Source organism: Paenibacillus sp. FSL L8-0494, assembly GCF_038003695.1.
Taxonomy (GTDB): Bacteria; Bacillota; Bacilli; order Paenibacillales; family Paenibacillaceae; genus Paenibacillus_AQ; species Paenibacillus_AQ odorifer.
In genome coordinates this window covers 3,453,472-3,474,391 of the sequence record NZ_JBBOPQ010000001.1, presented here as the reverse complement: position 1 = coordinate 3,474,391, position 20,920 = coordinate 3,453,472, and the positions used below count along the sequence as shown (strand labels likewise).

The following is a 20,920-nucleotide window of genomic DNA, read 5'->3' as shown; positions in this document are numbered from 1 at the left end:
GCTCAACCCAGCAATAAAGCAATTAAAGTTCTGATTTATGATATATTAGAAAAGGTTGTGCTAATTCGGCAAGAGGAAATAGCAACAGCAATTGTTAATGGAGGCAGGTCGTATATGTATAGAAAATTAACAGCAGCAGAGTTGGATGTTATTTTAAGCTCGATTAATAAGGAACAGCATTTTTTATATTATTCATACCTTACTTTTCGCAGACAAAACACAGTGCATTACGGTCAGTATTCTGACCAGGGCGAGTTGCTTGGAGTATTAGCCTTTTTAAGTGGCCTTCCGTTTAATGCTTTTTCTGTATATCCAGTTCAGCAATCCTTTTGTCTCAGCTCAATGTTGGCGTTCATGAAAGATGAATTACATCTACATAACCATGCGGTGGGTAGCTTTATTATTAACGAACAAGAGCTGCAGGTCTTTGCTTCTCAGCTTGAGTTCTACAGCCCTCCCCAAAAATTGCTTCTAATGAAACATATTCATGAAGATGTTCTACCAACAGCGGACAAGCATGTTATGCACTTAGGACCTGCTCATTTCCAGCGAATTGAAGCAAAGATGAACGAGCTGCAAACCATGGCTTTTTCAAAAGAAGAATTACAGAATCCGTTCTATGGTGTGATGGCACAAGACGAGCTGATTGCTGTAGGAGGATACCACATATATAGTGAGGATTACGTTGAACTAGGAAATATCGGAACAGATGTGGCCTGGAGAAGAAATGGTTATGGAAAAAAAGTCTGTGCAGAGCTAACACGCCAAGGACATGCCATTTCAGCTAACGTATATTTGAATGTTTTTGAGGAGAATGTAGGAGCCATTTCTCTATATCAATCGCTGGGATATGAACTCATTTGCCAACAATACATCGTTGAATTTATTATTTAATCTAAAAACGTACTGCATTAGCTGCAGTACGTTTTTTCTATCTAAACCTCTTACGCCGTAGGCATATTCTTCGTAGAAGAATATATTAAAGCATCTCTCAAAATGTAAATGTATTGGCTGCGCCCATCATCACTATAATCATACAATTCACCATGGCTCCCAGCCATATTTTTCCTGTGCACTTAAAGAGGTAACGCGAAATATAAGCTGCAATAAAAAGCTGGAAAACGAGAGGGAAAAGGACTAGTATTCTGAGCCAATCTTGATTTTGCCAAAAAGTTACGCCTGTTGAAAATAACGTTCCGTATTGTACCCCAATGAGCACTAGAATTCCGAGTACACCGCCTGTCCCGCTAATGAGCAGATCCTTCCATTCTTTCTGCCCTTCAACTGGGGTGGTAGAGTTCACGGCAATTGACTGTGCAACATAAAATATAAAGAAGAAAAGCATATAACGTAAGCCAATTAATAATTGATTCGGAGTGAATACTTTAATTGCCAGTACCCATAAGCGGAAGTCTGTCTGAAAGAAATAATCTGCAAATGCAACCAAAGCATAGAATCCAGTGAATATACATACAGCAAGTGCAAAAGTCTTCAGCAGTTCTTTCAAATTTGTTTTTATTCCCCAGCTTTCAGAGTGCTCATTATAATTTTTTCCTGATAAACGAGTGGTTAACCAAAATAACAATAGACCCACAAGGCCGTTAAAGATCGCCCAGATTAAAATAAAGTTCATGGCGGTTTGTGGAAATAAACTACGAGGCTGAAGGATATTCTGTCCAGCTATAATACTCCAGCGACTGATCGGAAGGTATGATATTGCGGAAATTACCCAACTCATTATCCAAGAGCTCCAAAAAAGAATTTTGCTTTTTCTGGTCTTAGGTTCCGGTAACTTGGCAGGAGTAGGTTGAATTAGACTATTGAAACAAGGAAGCTTGAGGAGCAATACCGCAAAGGGGACAATAAATAAAAAGGATCCTAACAAGCCGATAAAGTTAAAGATCTCTTTCCATAACCATAATTGGTTGCCGGCAGATAACGGATTATTGATTTGAAACGCTTTCGTAAAAAAGTCTGCTAAATAACCAGTGCTCGCCACCGAAAAGTGTTGCCAAGGGTGGATCTCCGCTGGATTGTACACGACGCGCAAGGTTTGATCAGCTGCATTACCGTAATATTTGCCGATTTCCACAGCGTTTATTTTTTGATTCTCCGGCATTACTGAATTTATAGCAGCTAGTGATTCTGGGGCATCGCCCGAAAGATCGGCATTCCCCTTCGCAAATCCGGAGCCGCCCTCATCATATTTGCCTACATTGATGCCTACATTGGCATGGATGTTTTGAAAAGTCTCATCGGTAGACTGTTCGACCTGAGAAACAATGAAAGCGGATGCAACTTTATTCGAAGCATCAGCCTTGGCTTGTTCACTTACCGTAATAACTGCGCCGTCTTCCGAAGAGGGATCTTTCGCCGCTTCGAGCTCCGCCAAATAAAGTTGGCCATAATACTGGAGTGTACTCCAGGTAATCATTCCACCCATAGAATGACCACTAATGCCGATTTTTGTAGAGTCTACATAATCAAGACTGGATGATGCATATTCCACCAGAGGAATCATCCCATTATTCTCTGACATTATCGTTGGGAAAAATGGCATATCAGGAGAGCTCGAGCCTCCATGCCATAAGAAATCCATTGCAATCACAGCAATTCCCCGACGGGAAAGTTCGATTGCGGTACTATCCTGCATCTCTTTATTATTTAAAAAACCGTGACTAGTAATGACGAGTGGAACTTTATGCTCTGCATTTGCTGAGACAGGCCTGAACAGGTTTCCCTCAATCCAAGTACCATTATCGGACGGAATCTTAAACTTACTAATCTGGACCTTGCCGAAATCTGTTTGCAAGAAAGAAGCTCCCACACAACTGATCAAAACCATGGATAAAGCGACACATAAAAATTTCAATGCTAATCTCGTAGACAGAAACTTTTTCATCTGGTCTCCCCCCCAAAAAAAGTATCAAATCAAAATGTGTAACACAAAATGGGCAAAAAAAATAACCTGAATCCGAAAAATTCATTAGTAGACCCCATGAGTAGATATCCCTCGGATTCAGGTTATGTGTGATTCTTATTTCATTGCTTTTGCAAGCTCTGTGAAAATAACCCCAAGTGCATGAGCACCCGCATCCGGATAACCTATGCTACGTTCCCCCACTGTGCCGGCTCTTCCCATACGGGCAACGATTTCTATAGTATTTTTAGAACCTTGGACAGCTGCTTCCGCTGCTTTACTTGCCGCCACTTTGATATCGTCGCCTTGTTCTGCACTTTGGGTCCAGGCATCTGCAAACGGTACAAGCGCATCAATCAATGTCTTGTCTCCGACAACAGCCCCTCTGCCAAAAGATCTTTCACCCGTATCTTGAATCCCTTTGACAACAGCTTGCATCATATCAGCAAACTCCTGAATGGTCAGCTCTTCCTTCTGCTGAACATTTTTGCTCGCTGCGCGGAAGCCTGATCCCCAGATCGGTCCGGATGCTCCGCCGCAATATTCCATAATGACCATGGAGCAGGCGTCAAGAAACTCACCGATATTAGTGAGATGATGAGCTAAAATATCTTCCCACTCGACTTTCAGCTGTTTAAAGCCCTTAGCTACACTCATCCCGAAATCTCCGTCTCCAGCGTGGGAGTCAAGCTCACAGAACGGAACTTCATTCTCGATAATAACCTGGCTCATTTGATCGAGCAGATAGACGATATTTTGCAAAGTAAACCGATTGTTCTTAATCACCGCTGCAGCAGCATCCGTATTATTCTTAAAGGATACATTGCTGTCTGCTTTCTCTTCCTGGATTACTTCAGTATAGTTCACAGGCTCAAAGAGGCCTTTAATCGACAAGGCTGGTGTATCACAAGGCGCAGTTAACCATTTCTTCAGCGTCTCATCCAGCTTCATTATCGTCACCGATGCACCTGCCATGTCAATGCTGGTCATGTAGTTACCAACAAACACTTTAAACACTTGTTTATTCTTAGCAGTTAATTCGCGGATGACAGAATTGTTCAGCAAATATAACTCTTGCAGCGGGGTGCCGCCAAATCCATTAATTAATACGGCTACTTCCTCCTGCTTCTGATCATTCATTTGGAAGTTGTCTAGCAAAGAGGTAACCATTCGCTGTGCTAATTCATCTGCGGGTACAATTTTCTCCCTGCGTATTCCAGGTTCTCCATGGATGCCAACCCCGTATTCCATCTCGTTCTCTTCAATATGAAATGTCGGAGTACCTTTGGCAGGCACGGTACAAGAGGTATAGGCGAAGCCTATGCTGCGCACATGATCAATTGCATGTTGGGCCGCTTCTTTCACTTCCGCTAAGGACAATCCAGCTTCTGCTGCTGCTCCGGCTACCTTATGAACAAGCACTGTTCCGGCTACGCCTCTTCTCCCTACTGTGTAAAGGCTGTCTTCAACGGCAATGTCGTCGTCTACTTTGACATAATCCACTTCGATGCCGTCTTCAGTTGCTAGATGGGCCGCATTTTTAAAGTTCATGATGTCACCGCTATAATTCTTGATAATAAGCAGCGAACCTTTTGTGCTTGCTGTGCGGCGAATCGCTTGATAAACCTGGATTTGGGATGGTGAAGCAAACACATCACCGCATACAGCTGCATCCAGCATCCCGGTTCCTACGAACCCGGCATGAGCCGGTTCATGCCCGCTTCCGCCACCACTGATCAGGGTAACTTTATCTTGATTAATCTCTTTCTTAGAAATCACTTTAAATTTCGGATCGAAATCCAGCTCGGGATGCGCCAAGACAAGCCCGTTACACATTTCCCTAACCAGAGTCTCCGGCTTGTTTATGATTTTTTTCATCTTAAAGCTCCTTACTTGATTTATATTGACGGCCTAATTGATCGGCTGCCATAATTGCTGATGCAACCGCATCCTCCGTAATTGGGAACGGCATCGAATGGATAGATTCCTCAGCAATGCAAGCTTTTTTAGCAACCTCAAGCAGTTCCTCATAGGTTACATGCTCAACACCAATATCCGCTAAGCAAACTGGGAGACCAATCGAAAGACAGAAGTCCAACACTTCTTTTAACTCAGTCCGGTCTGCGTTTTCAAGAACCAGTTGAGCAATCGTGCTGAAGGCTACCTTTTCACCATGATAATAATGATGAGTTCCTTCCAAAGCAGTTAACCCATTATGAATCGCATGAATCGCTGCCAAACCACCGCTTTCAAACCCAAGACCCGATAAAAGAATATTCGTCTCGATTATATTCTCCAAAGCTGGGGTTACGATATTCAGATCGCAAGCCTGCTTCGCCTTGAATCCATTCTCAAGCAATGTCTCATAACAGAGCTTTGCAAGTCCCAGCGCTGTTACCGTCCCTTTAGCTTCACCGCAAACCCCTTCACGAACTCCGCAAGGTAAACCTGCATTCACGTTGGAATACGAATTTGCAGTAGCTCTTGCTTCGAAATAGGTTGAAAGTGCATCTCCCATGCCTGCCACAAGAAATCTTGTAGGTGCATTGGCAATAACTGTTGTATCAATCATGACTACACTCGGGCTTTGCTTGAAATAAGCATAATCATCAAATTCACCTTCCGGAGTATAGAGCACCGCTGAGTGGCTTGTCGGAGCATCAGTTGCTGCTATCGTTGGAACGATAATCAGTGCTTCTCCTTCAGCTACACATTTTGCCGTATCAATCGCCTTACCTCCACCCAAGCCAATCGTACATGCACATTGATGCTCCTTGGCTAGCGCTTGTAATCTGGCGACTTCTTGTCTTGAGCATTCCCCGTGGAAGCCGCTTTCAACAAGAGTTATATTAAATTTCTGTTTAGTTGACTCCAGTTTGTCTTTCACACGTGTTACATCATCTGGATGGGCAATTAACAAAGCAGAATCACCAAAGGTTTTTACGAAGTAACCTAAGTTCAATAATTCATTCTCACCTTGTACATATTTCGTCGGACTGATAAATGCTCTTCTCATTTTTCGTTCCTCCTCAGTTGTTTATAGTTATCATTATAGATTGCTCTAATTTAAGAAACATGAAACAATAAAAGCTTATTAAAGCGTTTTCTTATCGTATTTTTTTGTCATAATCGTGAAAAATCGAACTTTCATGTCATTGTGTTGAATTATTCTGTATAATGTTCATTAAGATTCTATAACTTACATAGGAGAATTTTGTGATGTCAAAATCCCGGTTCAATCTAGAAGAAATTATTGATTTGAAGAAATGGGAAAAGCTCCAGGATTCCTTATCTCTTGTAACCAAAATGGCTATTCTTACTGTTGATTACAAGGGTGTTCCCGTGACCAAGCACAGCTATTGTCAGCCTTTCTGTCAAGGTGTGCGCCAGGACTCCCATCTCTCTCAATATTGTCAAAAATGTGATGCCCGCGCTGGAATTGAAGCGGTTCGCCAGAACAAACCGTTTATTTATTTATGTCATTTCAATATTATAGATATCGCGATTCCAATCATTATAGATAATCAATACCTAGGTGCAATTATGGCCGGACAGCTCAAGCTTCGTGAACCTGACGCGCCACAACTGGAGCAGATTGTCTCTCGGCCACCGAATGTGGAGACGAACATGAAGTTTCAAACACTCAAAGAGGATTACCTGGCACTGCCTGTTTTATCCTACGATGAAGTAACAAAGTGTGTTGAGCTGCTGCTGCAGTTAAGTACCTATATCGTGGAGGAAGCCATTCAAAAGCATACTACCGTGGATTTGTACAAAAAGGTTCTGACCACCAATATAGAAGAACCCGCTTCTGCCGAAGCTATGGACGAATCAGACCGTACGTACCGAAAAATCCAATCCATACAGCAGGAGTTATCCGGGGCGTTGATCGAGACCAAATTAAAAAATGGTGTTCAAAAGTTCGTCTCAGCGAATTCTGTGCTTCAGCCTGCTTTTAATTACATTTATACACATAAAAATGAGAATTTCAGCCTCAAAGAAATGGCTAAGCTTTGTCATATCAGCCCCAGTTATTTCAGCCGTATTTTCACAAAAGAAACTGGAGAGAATTTCTCCGTCTTCATTGCCAGACTCAAGATTGAATGGGCTAAGCAACTTCTGGAATCCACGGATTCCCCGATCAATCAAGTCAGTGATGATTTGGGCTTTTGCGACACGGGCTATTTCATTAAAACCTTCAAAAAATACGAGAACCTCACCCCGGCTGTATATCGGAATATGTATATGAGGCGATCAGCAAAAGAAACCCTCCGTTAATAAAATTAGCGAAGGGTTAGTTCCTCATTCCCACCAATGCTTCATTTCACTAAATCCTACATCCCATAACTTCACATTCCCTTTAAGGATAAAGGTTATTTCTTTTACGGTAACTAATGCCGTATTGTTGAGTTCAGCTTGGGAACTATATTGTTCACTGGATTGAAGGATCACGTTGCCATCAGCTATAATCATTAGTTCACTGCTAGAATTTTCATTTTCCGGGAATCCAAAGCTGAAATATAACGATACCTCTTTTTTATCACCCAAAGTATAGGTGTATTTTTTAATTTCTTCACCTTCACTGCTGTATAAATTCATTTTTGGTATTATATTTTCACCAGCGATAGTGAAACTGGGAAGATTATGCGTGATAGGCATGCTTCCCGTAAGCTTTTCCAACGTTTGTAATCCCTGCACAGGTCTTTCACTTTTCTTCAGAGTTAAATCAATGATCTCAGAGATTCCCATGATTCCAACCAATAGCACAACAACAGATAATGTCGAAGTAAAAAGCGATCTCCTGGTGATTTCCGGGGAAAATCCAATCTTATATGCACAAAATCCGATCATTGCCCCTAACGTATTGGAGATGACATCGGCTACATCAAAGGAACCTAAAAAAGTTAAAGCTTGAAGAGTTTCCAGCCCAAAAATTGTTAAGATAAACAAACAAATAAACTTCTTAAAATGTGTACGATACAGCAAAGGGAATAATACGCCAAAAGGAATAAAAGCAGCGATGTTCCCAAAGTCATAAACCCAAGAAAAGGATAGGTCAAAGAGATCAGGAAAAAGAAGCGGAACACTTTCAGGAATCAACATAAACGTGTATTCATACTGGCTTGTTGCATGCTCAACTCTATTGAAAGCAAAAAACAAAAAATATAAGATCAACAGTGTATACAAAATAGTTCCTATAATAAGGATCTTCCGTAATTTCACTCCCATAATAACTTCACAATTCCCTCCATATGTCGATGGAAATAGTATATCTCTCCAAGGTGACATTCCCGTGACACTGAAGGTGACGATTTAGTCATTCAAGGCTTATTTCGATAAAAAAGCCATCACCCTTAGTTTAAGGCCGATGACTTTTTGATACATGATATTTTATCTATTCGTGACTAGTTTCCAGTACTGGCTAGCAGAACCTGTATTATTTGCTTGAATAATATTTGCACCCTCTGTCGTTGAACCCTGATCTACTGCCAGAACTTTTCCACTGTTACGATTAATAATATTGTAAAACTCACCTGAGGGTTCCAAAGTCCACTGCTGGTCATTCGATCCGTTATCATTCCATTGAACACTTTGAGCACCGTTAGCTAATGAACCTCCTAAAATGCCCAGGTTTTTACGACTATTAGTATTGACCAGTTTCGTATAACCATCAGCTGTGCTGACTACAAACCAATTTTGGTCATATGATGAAATTCCGCTGGTCCACTGAACCGCCTTCCCTCCATCTGCCATCGAACCTTGATAGATTCCCAACACTTTACCACTGTTCTCATTAACCAATCGATAACTGTCCACCATAATATGTCCTTCATCTGGAACCAACTCCCACAGCTGATCAGTGCTGCCTGCATCAGCCTGCTGCATAACTTGGGCACCCTCTTCAGTAGAACCCTGCGCTATACCTAACGTCTGACCACTGTTACGATTAACAATCTTGTAGTAGTTACCAGAGGCTTGTAAAGTCCACTGCTGGTCATTGGAATTGTTTTCAGTCCATAATACGGCTTTAGCTCCATCAGTTGTTGATCCTTCTAATATTCCGGCGACCTTACCACTCTTTGCATTCACAATGGATTTGTAACCGTTAGGAGCATAACCACTTTCCGCAGTGGAAATGAGCCAATATTGATCCAAGGAATTAGTCCCACTGCTCCATTGCACGAGCGGATTGCCATTCGCAGTTCCGCCTTCCAATACACCTAAAGCCTTCCCACTCTTCACATTAATTAATTTGTAGTAACCTACGGACATATCACCGTATTTCACCGTGTTTTTCCCACTAAAAAATCCGGCTTGTGGGATAAATAAGCGGCCATTGCTAAGCGGCAGTAGTTGGCGGTTATACCCTGCGTCTACGGGTGGATTATATGGAACCCAGCTGCCGGATGCATCCACTCTAGAAGAGTTGATCAGCACTTCTTTTTTTCCTGCAACGTTTAATACGAGTCTCCCATCTCCCAAAGCAGAAATATAGGGACTTCCTCCGTACCCTACAAGAGTTCCTACTTCAGTTGGATTCCAGCTCTCAGGATCTGCTGAAATTTTCAAATAATTGGGCACGCCCGGGTATCCGACCATCTCATAGGTCATTGCGTAATTACCATTGCCCAGCTTAGCGATTGTAGGCATTCCTGGACGTAATTTACTGTCTGCAAATGCCACATCAGCTACCACAGGTCCCCAGTTCGTGCCCTCCAACGTAGTCTGATGAACTAACTTCTGGGCATGAGCAGGATCACGTTCATCTGAATAATAAACAATGAGTTTGTTGTTGTGAACCAAAAAGAAAGGCTCCCAAATGGGATCGTAACCAATATCGTTTCGTCCACCTTCAGCAATGGTGCTTACATATGTCCATGTTCTACCTAAATCATTGCTTTTATATAATTCCAACTTGGTAGCTGCTTTGTTGCTTGGCACAGAATTTCCTGCAAGAAGCATAGTACCCGCAGGCATGTTACCTATAGATTGGGGGAGTTCAAACAATTCAGGGCAATTTAACATTCCCCAACCGTTTTGATTATCCTCCACTTCTCCAACCTGATTCCAAGTGACACCATTGTCAACGCTTTCATAAATAGGGAAAACAGGTGTGGTATTAGAGGTTTGTTCAAATGTAGCATACATTTTATTATTGTTGATGCCACTATATTTAAGCTGGATTGCCCTAGGTGATAAAGCCCCATAGGATGGTGAATCTGCTGGTGGTACATATAAGACATTAGGTCCGAAAGCGTTTACAATATTACCATCAAACCTAATCCCTGTGCCAACCACTGTCACTAAAACCAACAAAAAAGTCAAAACCTTTCTCAGTTCTCTTCTCAAAAGTAATTTCTCCTTTACTCTGGGATTTTTTAAACGAATACAGCTTCAATATAATTAATAAACGGATAAATGAGAATGTAATATCTCGACCGGATCATGCAATATGATTACTCAAGTAGATTATCATCCCCTCAATAAAGTTTTGGAGTTAGATCTGGTTTATAAAATAAGGGTGCCCCTTAGCCTTTTCATGGCTTTTAGGGCACCCCTTGGATGTGCTATACAAATGTTAAATGTCAAATTTATGTTTGGCGAGTCCTTCTACGATTTGGGGATCATTATGCGAGAAGAAAACACTCTGTTTCGTATCTAATTTAGCTATTGTCTCTAAATCTTCTTGGTTTAATTCGAAGTCAAAAATATTAAAATTTTCGATGATCCGTTCTTTATGCGTAGACTTTGGAATAGCAATCACGCCTCTTTGAGTTAACCAACGTAAAACTACCTGAGCAACGGATTTCTGATATTTTTCAGCGATAGAAACTAATACTTCATTATTGAAAAGGTTGTTTCGTCCTTCCGCAAAAGGTCCCCATGACTCGATCTGCACATTCTTCTCTTTCATATAATTCGCACTTTCGATTTGCTGCTGAAAAGGATGTGTTTCAATCTGGTTGATTGCAGGTGTAATTTCATTGTGGCTAATCAAATCAATTAGACGATCCATTTGAAAATTGCTGACTCCAATCGCCTTGATCTTACCCTCACGGTACAATTCCTCCATAGCACGCCAGGAACCATATACATCACCAAATGGCTGATGAATTAAATATAAATCTAAATAATCCACTTGTAATCGATCGAGCGATTTGGCAAAGGCTTTCTTAGTACGCTCATAACCGGCATCCTGAATCCAAAGCTTAGTAGTAATAAATATTTCTTCTCTTGGTACACCACTGCGTTTGATGGCTCTACCGACGGCTTCTTCATTTTGGTAAGCTGCTGCAGTATCAATCAGGCGATAGCCTGCCATAATAGCTTCATAAACGCTCTGCTCGCATTCGCTAGCATCATTCATTTGATAGACACCAAAACCAAGGATAGGCATCACTACACCATTGTTCAGAGTTACTGTTTGCATATGAAATCCTCCTATTTACATGTTCTGTGATTAAGATTACAATAATTAGCCTAACAGGTTCGAGTAACACGAAGTCAAGCGATGCTGAGTTCTTTTCGCATCCATTTTCAAGGAGGAATTACAATGTATACAGTTAAGGAAGTTGCCAAACTACTGGGTTTGACTGAACATACCATCCGTTATTATACGGATAAGGGTTTAGTTCCAACGATACAACGGGACAAAAATAACATTCGTCTTTTTGATGATGACTCCATTAATTGGCTAACAGGTGTAAAATATCTCAAACAATGTGGGATGTCAGTAGAAGACATTAAAAGCTATGTAGACTTGTGTTTACTAGGCGATTCTACCATCCACGATCGTTATCAAATCATAATGGAGTATAAAGCCGCTGCTGCAGCTCAGTTGGAAGAGGCCAAACTTAAAGTCAAATATATGGAAGACAAAGCCAATCATTATCTAGATATTATCAATCAGGTAATCCCGGATGACACGAATCCAGCTAAATGGACAAAATCATGAACAAGAGGCAGATGAACAACTTTTGATTATCAAAGGTTGTTCATCTGCCTCTTAACTTGTTAGGAATCTACTTTTCTTCTTGATGTGATATCTATTCATTGTGATAAAGGACGAATTCGTATTTATTCCCCGTTAGTTGATCATTATAAAATACAATTTTACGGTTCAGTATATCTAAGTTTTGTTGCAATGCCTTAATTTCTTGTTCCACTTGTTGCTTACGCTGTTCAAGTAAATTTTTCCGTTCAGGAATTGTCTCGTCCCCCATAGCCCGCCACTCGGTATATTGCTTCAATTCTGCCATCGTCATTCCTGAATCTTTTAAATGAAGTAAAAATTGAACCCAACCTATATCCTGATCTGTATATTCGCGTAAATTATTGTCACTTCGATGTGGAGTAAGTAATCCTTCCATTTCGTAATATCTGAGCGTGCTCTTGTTAACACCGACGATTTCTGCAAATTCTCCAATGGAATAAGGCATGATCCCCACCTCCATTTCTAATTTTGTTTCTATCCAAAGGATATACTTAAACTAATAAAAAACCAAATGTCGGAGTATGAATCCATTTTTATGGCTTGCCTTAAAGTGTACTTTAAGGTCTATACTTCATTTTGAAGCAGTTAATTTCGTTTTATGTAGGGTGGCCTAAAGCTTGGTCGGCATTTAATATTGCCAAAGAAATTTATAAAAATTAAACGAAAGAGGTTTTTTATTATGGCTAATGAGCAACTAAGCAACAGTACTATCTTTCCACTCGGACAAAAGGTTGAAGCTAATTTTATAGGTGATGCATACTTGCAGATGATTTATACTGACGCGACACCTTTGAATGCGCCTATTGGGAACGTAACCTTTGCCCCGGGAGCTCGCAATAACTGGCACTCCCATAAAATCGGACAAGTATTATTAGTTACCGGTGGTGAGGGTTGGTATCAAGAAGAAGGCAAACCAGCTCAATTCCTCCAAACCGGGGATGTTGTGAATATTCCAGCGAACGTAAAACATTGGCATGGTGCTACAAAAGACAGCTGGTTTGTTCACTTAGCCATTTCACCCGGAGAAACAGAATGGTTAGAACCTGTTGATGGTAAGCTTTATAATCAATTGTAAAAAAACGCATCGGGTCTATGGACTCGATGCGTTACTTTTCTATATCGTCTTTTTGAGAAAACTAAACTCTATTGCTCAAGAAATTGGTAAACAGCCATCATCTCTTGTTTATTCAACTCACGAATACGATTGAAAATTGGAATATCAGCTACAGCCTCAATGTTTAAGCTTTTAGAAACAACGTCACTTACTTTACCCGTTAGCCAAGTTTGCACATCTATACCTTCAACGACTTCCTTACGCCCTTCATCATTGATGCCACTCGCATAACAACTAACACAAGGAATCGTTAATTTATATACGCCATCATGAAGTCCATCTTCCGAAATTACTTTTTTTCCTTTACAGAATGGACATGGATGGCTTGCTTTAATCTTATTAATTAAGGTGACGATTTTTTTGTAACCAAACGCTTCATAGACATAAGTCAGCTTTTTATATTTTCCATTAGTGAAATACTTATCTATGATATTTTCTCTTGTTTCGTGGATATTGGCAAAATCACAGATGGTAATCCGGTTTTTCCTGCTGATGGATTCGATACTGCTGCTAATGCTGTTCCAGAATGGCAAGGCATTTTGTAACACCATTTCATATTGCGCAAAACTTCCTAACTCTAGTTCAAGCATTTTTAGAGCGACTTGTGTTTCCCTGGGTAATAGAGAGACCTCTTCTGTCAAAACCATATCTCCGCCCACGATGGCTTTCATTTTTTCTAGTACCTGTAATTCACCAACGGTGCTAATGACTTGATCAAGGGGCATCCCAATAAGCTCGCGAATATCAGTGTCGCCGAATTTAAGCTTTTTATGATGATTTAACACCGTTCCTTGACAGATTGGACAAGTAATCATTTTTTTGGACGCTTTAATATGCTCTTTAATAATTGATTTCGAAATGACCATATAGTTCCCGATAATGGTATTAAAGCCTTCCCAAGTTCTCGAGGCTTTAGCTGCTTTATCATAGAAAGACTTTTCCCAATACCCGTATAAAAAGGTGTGTTTTTCAGCTTCTGTCATCTCATTATAACTTTTGCTAATATCTTGTCCGAGCTCATTCTTTAACTCATCAAAGATGAATTTTATTTTTGGTAATTGATAGAATTTCAGAATCTCCATCGCATCTGGATGTAATGAGCCGTCCCAAAAGGGGACGTTCTTGTCCTGAAGTACAATATCAAAATCAAATTCTTCAATCACACGGCGGCCCTTACAGCTTGGACAATGATTGTCTGATTGATAGAAATCAAAGCTTTTTGTATCCTTATTAGTGGGATGCGCTGCCACAATATGGTTGATCAAGCCACCCATTTCATAAAGGAAAGTAAACTGACTATACAAGTGTCGTTCCAGATCAATGGCGATGACAGGTGCAATCGTATCCGATTCATATTCACCATAAATCAGGCGGGCCATGGAGGATAAGCTTTTTAATATGCCACCTTTATAGATGTTCTCTGCATTTTTAAAATAGGCGATCTGATCTTCTTTTAAATAGGCAATTCCATTTTGTTGCTGGAGTGTTGAAGAAATGTGCGCAGGCGCCACGCTATCTGCACTGTTTTGTTGACGATAATAATCATCATGACTGAGAACATCAAGATGCTCCACAGGTGCAAGCTGTCTTTTGCCAAAATCAACGATAAAATCAGAGTTATCTAACATATAAGAATTATGTTCAATCATGATTATGGAGACAGATTCATCCTGCAAAATGTCCCTAATGCTGTCAATGAATTGATTTAAAATATTTTGTGATAAACCTTTGGAAGGCTCGTCAAAAATAAAAAGTGTATGTGGATTTCTTGAGCCCGCAAACAGCTCAGAAACTAAATGGACACATTGAAATTCACCCGTGGATAAGGACTGTGTTTTTCGCTCCAACGTCAAATAACCAAGTCCAAGCTTGATCAATAAGCTTAGTCTTTTATGAGCAATGTCCTCATTTGGCAGTTCAACAATAATATCTTCAATCGAGCGCTCAAAAATATCATCAATATCCTCACTGTACTTTGTGAGTTTCCTTTTAATATCAAGAAAAGTGGCAACGGTCGAGCGACTGGTAATCGACTGATTTCGATCTTGCCCTACGATCACCAGCTTATCTTTGGAATAACGCTTTAGAAAATCTTTGACCATACATTCATTAACCAGCGTAGATTTACCACATCCGGACTCACCAGTAAAAGTTACCAGTCTATTTTGGGGAATCTGAATCTCGGCCATTTGAATATTACGGCAATAAAGATCATGAAATTGATAATATTCTGCAGGTGCTGCCTGATTTAGTTCTTTATTGATGGGCTCAGGACGTGGTGATTCCTCAACTATTTTCCCGCCGTATTTGCCACTACCAGGTCCAAAGAACAAGTGTTTATCCGCTGTATCCAGCACCGTGTCAGAGTGGTCAATGAGCCAAATTTGATTTTTATATCCCAATTGTTTAATCTCCGCTAAAATCTTCAATAGCGTTTGGTGATCGAGACCCACGGAGATTTCATCAATGATAATCACGGTGTTTTCACTTGTTGCCATAAATTCTGCCAAGTAAAGTCGTGTTAATTCTCCGCCTGACAATGTACCCATAATACGATTTAATGTTAAATAACCAATATTCATATTGATTATATTTTTCAGGATTTGTTGTTTACCCTCACTTATCTTAAGCTTTTCTGCTAGTTTAAAAATGGTTTCGATGCTAAAGTCGTTTAGATCGGAAATACTCTGTGATTGATCCAATAATTCAATTTTATATTGTTCAGCTGCTTGATTGTAGCGTTTTCCTTGACACTTTTTACACTCGATATTTTTTGTAGTTCCACGCCCCTTACAATCAGGACACCAACCTAATTCATTATTAAATGAAAAAACCTCTGGAGAGAGATTATATTGTTCAGCAAGAGTGACACGAATTTCAGTAAACACACCTGTATGTGTGCCAATGGTTGACCGAGGATTTGAAGATATGGATGACCTACCAAGAAAAAGAACAAGGGGCATTGCTTCCATTTTGATCGCACTGAAATTAGTCTCCATAATATTGGGGAATAAATACTGGTATTCAGCTTTTGGCAATAAGGAAACGAGACGTTTTTTTGATTCTTCCCCAATCGTTTGACAAAAAGTTGTTTTACCAGATCCAGACAAACCAGCAATTCCTAACGACTCATCCACTGGCAGTACCGTTTCTAATCTGTTAATATTGTTCGCAATTAATTGATTTATTTTCATAGTAAGCTCATCTCATCTCCATTCTCTTCATCTAGTATTGCCATGATTTATTCCATTAAAAAGGGCACTTTCCCTGTTCCAGAAAAGCGCCCTATTCTTGAATTACAATTCTGCTAATACCTTTTCGAGCTGACCACCCATATTTGTCCAAGCATATTTAGCACCTTCGATGGCTCCTTGGCGGGCTTTCGTCTCTTCACTAAATCCTGATTGATCTAGATGGAGATTAACCTTCCCCTCTGAATCTTGACTCACAGTCCAAGTAACAGTAGTACTTTCTCCCGCACTATTCCAAGTATAAGATAACGTATGAGGCTCATCCACGACGAGTACTTCGCTATCTACAATTCCATCCCACCATTCATTTGGCTCAGCACGGAATTGAAATTTATGACCAACGACGGGTTTAAAATCATTGCTCCAGATCCATTTCGCAAGCGTATCCGAATCCGTTAAAGCATTCCATACCTTCTCGATCGAACTTGTAAATTGAAAATCTAATGATACATCTGGTTTCATAGTTATTCCTCCAATATAAGTTTTAATTTATCAATTCTTTGCTTCCAGAATCCTTCATAAAAAGATACCCAATCTTGAATTTCTTTCAAAGGATTGGCATTCAACCGATACCTCGTCTCTCTGCCAACCTTTCGAGCAATTACGAGACCAGCATCTTTAAGTATATTTAAATGCTTCGAAACGGCTGTACGACCCATTTCAAAATGAATCGTTATCTCATACAGAGGTAATTCATCAACATCAGCCAGAATTTGAAGAAGTTTTCGTCTTGTTGGATCCGCAACAGCGTCATAAACATCCCTCACTTGACTATTGTCGCTCACAACCACCCCCACCTTTTCCGTAATATTTCCTGTAATGTCACCTAGTATCCATCATTATTACCTAATAGGACACCATTTGGTGTCTGATTGATTATAAGACACCAAATGGTCACATGTCAACAATCCAATAAAAAAAGCATTACCAAAAGCAAGTCCCGCTTAGGACTGCTCCTGATAATGCCTCCAGATGAATCATTTCGTTTTACGATTTAATAATTAATCTAATTGTTCTCCATTAGTAGCGATAACATTTTTGTACCAATAAAATGATTTTTTCTTTATACGACGTTTTGTACCTCTGCCCATATCATCTTGGTCCACATAAATGTAGCCATAACGCTTGGACATTTGATTTGTTCCTGCACTCACCATATCTATGCAACCCCAGCTTGTGTAGCCCATTACATCTACACCATCTGCAATGGCTTCTTTTATTTGCTTAATATGTTCTTTTAAATAATCAATTCGATAATCATCCTCTATAACATCGCCTTCTTGTAATACGTCTAAAGCACCTAGGCCATTCTCTGCAACAAGTACCGGCTTTTGATAAAGGTCATACAATTGGTTTATTGCAGTTCGTAAACCCTTAGGATCAATCTGCCAACCCCAATCACTGGATGGTAAATAAGGATTTTTCACTCCGCCTGTAAGCAAATTCCCTTCTGCGCCTTCTATCTTTTCTGGATGTGCACTGACTGCACCAGACATATAGTAGCTAAAGGATACATAATCCACTGGATAGTCTTTCATGATTTGTTCATCCTCAGGCTCTGTTTTCAGAACTATATTTTTTTCTGCAAACATTCGAGCGGTATAAGCCGGATAGTAACCTCTCGCTTGTACATCAGTAAAGAATAAAGAGGTACGTTGTTTATCAACTGTGGCTTGAACGTCATCAGGATCGCAGCTATAAGGAACAAGAAGTTGATAACTAACCATACATCCAACCATTGCTTGAGGATTACTTTCTTTACACGCTTTGGTTGCAAGTGCACTTGCTACAAATTGATGATGTGCTCCTTGAAACATTGCTTGTTCAATATTCGGGTGATTTTCTTCGATAACTCCTAGACTTACATATTGGTGGTGTACTACACAGTTAATTTCATTAAAAGTCATCCAATATTTCACTTTATGTTTGTATCTTTCAGCTACAGTGGTTGCATAGCGAACAAAAAAATCTATAACTTTCCGGTTCACCCAACCTCCATACTTAGTTGTTAGATGAAGTGGCATTTCATAATGGGATAAAGTAACAATAGGCTCAATTCCATATTTATTCAATTCATCAAACACACGATCATAAAATGCAAGACCTTCTTCATTAGGGATTAATTCATCCCCATTTGGAAAAATACGAGTCCAAGCAATGGACATGCGGAAGGCTTTAAAACCCATTTCGGCTAATAAAGCAATATCTTCTTTATAGTGGTGATAAAAATCCACCCCATGTCTTTTGGGATAATACTTTTCACTTGCGGGATCTTGTGCTTCTTCTATTTGCTTATGAGTCATGAGGTGCCACTGGTCAGACCAGTTTTTTTTAGGGGTGTTTTCGTCAAAAATATATACATCTGCTAGAGAAAGCCCTTTACCGCCAACATCACTTGCTCCTTCTAGTTGATTAGCAGCTGCTGCTCCCCCCCATAAAAAGTTTTCTGGAAATGTCGTTTTCAATTCAAACATGTGTAAACCCTCCTTGTTGTTAAATAAAACATATACTACGGATTAAACCTGTTGGATAAGGGCATCTTGTTCTTCTTTATATTTTTGATTATCCATTATTCTAAAGAACGGATAGTAAATAATAAACGCTACTGCAAACAGTACAATTTGTAAGATCATTCCCGAGATACTACCTGTCATCAAATATCCGCCGATAATTAATGGCATTGTTCCCGGAGGCAGTACACCTATTGGCAACGCTACTAATCCAAAATCCATGGAGAGATAGGTTATCAAAACAGTAACAATCGGTGTTATAAGAAATGGGATTAACATCATTGGGTTTAATACGATGGGCATCCCGAAAATTAACGGTTCATTGATATTAAATAGTCCTGGTCCAATCGTCAGTCGACCCATTTGTTTCAGCTGTTTGCTCTTCGCAAAGAATAACATTGCAATCGTTAGTCCTAGAGTTGCACCAGATCCCCCGATAAAGATAAGATATCTGAATTCTGCTGTAACAATATTATGGACGGGTGAACCCGCTGCGTAAGCTGCAGCATTTTCTGAGGTCAATTGCAACCAGATAGGCAACATGACAGAACCTACAATGGTGGAACCATGTAATCCTATTGCCCATAATAAGTTGATTAACAAAAACACAACAATTGTTCCCGCTAAGCTTGTACCAACAGTAGTTAATGGTTGTTGAAGAAGTTTGGCAACAATGGTATGCACGTTATCAAAACCAGTGAAGTTCTCAACGAGTAGGCGAACTCCCCAGACACTCACGATAACAAAGAAACCAGGAATAATCGCTGTAAAGGATTTAGCAACTGTTGGCGGCACACCATCCGGCATTTTAATAACTATATTTTTTTGTACGATTCTGCGATATATTTCTGTTGCGAAGATTGCGGTTAACAATCCTACAAATAATCCTTGACTCGAAAAATAGTTCACGTTCATTGCTTTTGTGACAACATCATCTACTGTGAAAGATGTTGATGGAGTGACTACAAAATATGAACATAATGCCACAGCCCCTGAGGAAAGCGGATCCACTTTATAGCTCTCTGCTAGTCTATAACCAACGGCAAATGTTGCAACTAATGCGACAAGGTTAAATGTACCATTGTACGGATATAGTAAGGCTGTTTTGATATTTGGATGGGCGACCAAGAAATCTAAATAGGCTGGAATTGGCAGGTTTGCTAAGATTAAAAAAATGGAACCGATAATAATAAACGGGATAGTTAAAACCATTGCATCGCGAAGCGCTTGTAAATGCCGCTGACCAGAGATTTTACCTGCAACTGGCATTACCTTATCTTCTAAAAATTTCGTTATTTTATCCATAGTTTCTTGCACGCTCCCGAAGAAGTATTTTCTTATTGCGATGCCACTTCTTTTTGATCCTATTTTGAAAGCTTATAAAGTTCAATTATTTCCGTAACAAGTAAAGAAATGGTCTCAACACTCATTAGTTGGTCTTCAGCATGCATAAGGATCAGTGAGAATTGAAGCTGTTCGCCATTTGCTTCTCTTTTGATTAATGATTTATGCATTTTATGACCTTCTCTAAAAAATTGCTTTGATTCTTCTAATTTTTCTTGTGCCTCTTTAAATTCTCCCTCTTTGGCTGCGAAAAGCGCCTCCATTACTAAGCTTTTAGCTGCGCCTACATTACTGATAATGTTAAAAGCCACAGTATAGTATTCCTCTTTCACTTCATCTACCATTACTCTCTGCTCCTCTCTTATCTCTATTTACTTTCAATTAATTGCAATGCTTGTTCAAGTACTTTTTCACCGTTCATCATTCCGTAATTCAACATATCAATAGCTTCTATAGGAATGTTTTTATCTGCTAATCTTGTTTCTAATTGCTTTTTCATATATTTCACCTGAGGTCCTAACAATAAGACATCAACCTTTTTCTCTTGCAAAGTAATATCAATTTCAGATGCTGATTTAGCAAAAACATCGACATCCAACCCTTTTTCTTCAACAACCTTCTGCATTTTTGTTACTAAAAGGCTTGTACTCATTCCTGCTGAACACACCAACATAATTGTATTCATATTGACTTCCCCCTAAAATTATCATTTATTGAACACCTTTAGTGTAAACTTAAATCGCTTTCTTTTTAAGCTAACCTTTTTCCAAATCAACAGGAAACGGT

The 20,920-nt window shown here is 39.8% G+C and carries 18 protein-coding genes; 4 read left to right on the top strand and 14 right to left on the bottom strand.

The genetic code is table 11. From position 1 onward, the window contains the following. Positions 1 to 114 precede the first annotated feature (114 nt). A complete protein-coding gene (locus NYE35_RS15885; RefSeq protein WP_036677469.1) occupies positions 115 to 894 on the top strand; it encodes a GNAT family N-acetyltransferase in 780 nt (259 codons plus the stop codon). A 97-nt stretch (positions 895 to 991) separates the two neighbouring features. On the opposite strand, the gene NYE35_RS15880 is transcribed toward NYE35_RS15885, so the two are convergent. The 3 genes from NYE35_RS15880 to NYE35_RS15870 form a co-directional block, all read right to left on the bottom strand. Next, complete coding sequence (locus tag NYE35_RS15880) at positions 992 to 2,902, bottom strand: alpha/beta hydrolase (RefSeq protein ID WP_076105697.1); 1,911 nt, start codon at positions 2,900 to 2,902, stop codon at positions 992 to 994. Positions 2,903 to 3,037: 135 nt separating this feature from the next. Beyond that, a complete protein-coding gene (gene dhaK, locus NYE35_RS15875) occupies positions 3,038 to 4,798 on the bottom strand; it encodes a dihydroxyacetone kinase subunit DhaK (protein ID WP_341121606.1) in 1,761 nt (586 codons plus the stop codon). A gap of 1 nt (position 4,799) precedes the next feature. After that, complete coding sequence (locus tag NYE35_RS15870) at positions 4,800 to 5,936, bottom strand: glycerol dehydrogenase (protein ID WP_076099237.1); 1,137 nt, start codon at positions 5,934 to 5,936, stop codon at positions 4,800 to 4,802. 203 nt (positions 5,937 to 6,139) lie between these two features. Here NYE35_RS15870 and NYE35_RS15865 point away from each other — a divergent pair, with 203 nt between their 5' ends. Next, positions 6,140 to 7,198: a PocR ligand-binding domain-containing protein gene (locus NYE35_RS15865; protein ID WP_036677374.1), complete on the top strand. Its 1,059-nt coding sequence runs from the start codon at positions 6,140 to 6,142 to the stop codon at positions 7,196 to 7,198. A 24-nt stretch (positions 7,199 to 7,222) separates the two neighbouring features. Here NYE35_RS15865 and NYE35_RS15860 read toward each other — a convergent pair whose 3' ends face one another. The 3 genes from NYE35_RS15860 to NYE35_RS15850 form a co-directional block, all read right to left on the bottom strand. Continuing rightward, the gene (locus tag NYE35_RS15860; protein WP_341121604.1) at positions 7,223 to 8,149 is read right to left on the bottom strand and encodes a VanZ family protein; all 927 of its coding nucleotides are present in this window, start codon (positions 8,147 to 8,149) and stop codon (positions 7,223 to 7,225) included. Between the two features lie 162 nt (positions 8,150 to 8,311). Continuing rightward, positions 8,312 to 10,270 carry an RICIN domain-containing protein gene (locus NYE35_RS15855; RefSeq protein WP_341121602.1) on the bottom strand — a complete coding sequence of 653 codons (1,959 nt, stop codon included), beginning with the start codon at positions 10,268 to 10,270 and terminating at the stop codon, positions 8,312 to 8,314. Between the two features lie 229 nt (positions 10,271 to 10,499). Continuing rightward, the gene (locus NYE35_RS15850) at positions 10,500 to 11,351 is read right to left on the bottom strand and encodes an aldo/keto reductase (RefSeq protein ID WP_038571026.1); all 852 of its coding nucleotides are present in this window, start codon (positions 11,349 to 11,351) and stop codon (positions 10,500 to 10,502) included. A gap of 123 nt (positions 11,352 to 11,474) precedes the next feature. Between NYE35_RS15850 and NYE35_RS15845 the strand changes: the two genes are divergently transcribed. Next, on the top strand, positions 11,475 to 11,876 hold the full coding sequence (locus NYE35_RS15845) for a MerR family transcriptional regulator (RefSeq protein ID WP_036677847.1): 402 nt from the start codon (positions 11,475 to 11,477) through the stop codon (positions 11,874 to 11,876). 91 nt (positions 11,877 to 11,967) lie between these two features. Here the strand turns inward: NYE35_RS15845 and NYE35_RS15840 are convergent, their stop codons facing one another. Then, positions 11,968 to 12,360 (bottom strand): MerR family transcriptional regulator, encoded by a 393-nt coding sequence (locus NYE35_RS15840; RefSeq protein ID WP_036677848.1) that lies wholly within the window; start codon positions 12,358 to 12,360, stop codon positions 11,968 to 11,970. A gap of 234 nt (positions 12,361 to 12,594) precedes the next feature. Between NYE35_RS15840 and NYE35_RS15835 the strand changes: the two genes are divergently transcribed. Next, positions 12,595 to 12,990 carry a cupin domain-containing protein gene (locus NYE35_RS15835; protein ID WP_036677849.1) on the top strand — a complete coding sequence of 132 codons (396 nt, stop codon included), beginning with the start codon at positions 12,595 to 12,597 and terminating at the stop codon, positions 12,988 to 12,990. Between the two features lie 68 nt (positions 12,991 to 13,058). On the opposite strand, the gene NYE35_RS15830 is transcribed toward NYE35_RS15835, so the two are convergent. The 7 genes from NYE35_RS15830 to NYE35_RS15800 form a co-directional block, all read right to left on the bottom strand. Continuing rightward, entirely contained in the window at positions 13,059 to 16,223 is a 3,165-nt protein-coding gene (locus tag NYE35_RS15830; RefSeq protein WP_341121599.1) for an ATP-binding cassette domain-containing protein, read from the bottom strand. A gap of 102 nt (positions 16,224 to 16,325) precedes the next feature. After that, positions 16,326 to 16,742 (bottom strand): SRPBCC family protein, encoded by a 417-nt coding sequence (locus tag NYE35_RS15825; protein WP_036677852.1) that lies wholly within the window; start codon positions 16,740 to 16,742, stop codon positions 16,326 to 16,328. Between the two features lie 2 nt (positions 16,743 to 16,744). Next, positions 16,745 to 17,065, bottom strand: coding sequence for an ArsR/SmtB family transcription factor (locus NYE35_RS15820; RefSeq protein ID WP_038571021.1), 321 nt, complete (start codon positions 17,063 to 17,065; stop codon positions 16,745 to 16,747). A 216-nt stretch (positions 17,066 to 17,281) separates the two neighbouring features. Further along, complete coding sequence (locus NYE35_RS15815) at positions 17,282 to 18,754, bottom strand: glycoside hydrolase family 1 protein (RefSeq protein ID WP_038571018.1); 1,473 nt, start codon at positions 18,752 to 18,754, stop codon at positions 17,282 to 17,284. Between the two features lie 42 nt (positions 18,755 to 18,796). Next, complete coding sequence (celB, locus tag NYE35_RS15810) at positions 18,797 to 20,095, bottom strand: PTS cellobiose transporter subunit IIC (RefSeq protein ID WP_038571015.1); 1,299 nt, start codon at positions 20,093 to 20,095, stop codon at positions 18,797 to 18,799. Positions 20,096 to 20,154: 59 nt separating this feature from the next. Next, the gene (locus NYE35_RS15805; protein ID WP_052097037.1) at positions 20,155 to 20,478 is read right to left on the bottom strand and encodes a PTS lactose/cellobiose transporter subunit IIA; all 324 of its coding nucleotides are present in this window, start codon (positions 20,476 to 20,478) and stop codon (positions 20,155 to 20,157) included. A gap of 23 nt (positions 20,479 to 20,501) precedes the next feature. Beyond that, positions 20,502 to 20,819 (bottom strand): PTS sugar transporter subunit IIB, encoded by a 318-nt coding sequence (locus NYE35_RS15800; RefSeq protein WP_036677859.1) that lies wholly within the window; start codon positions 20,817 to 20,819, stop codon positions 20,502 to 20,504. Positions 20,820 to 20,920 lie beyond the last annotated feature (101 nt).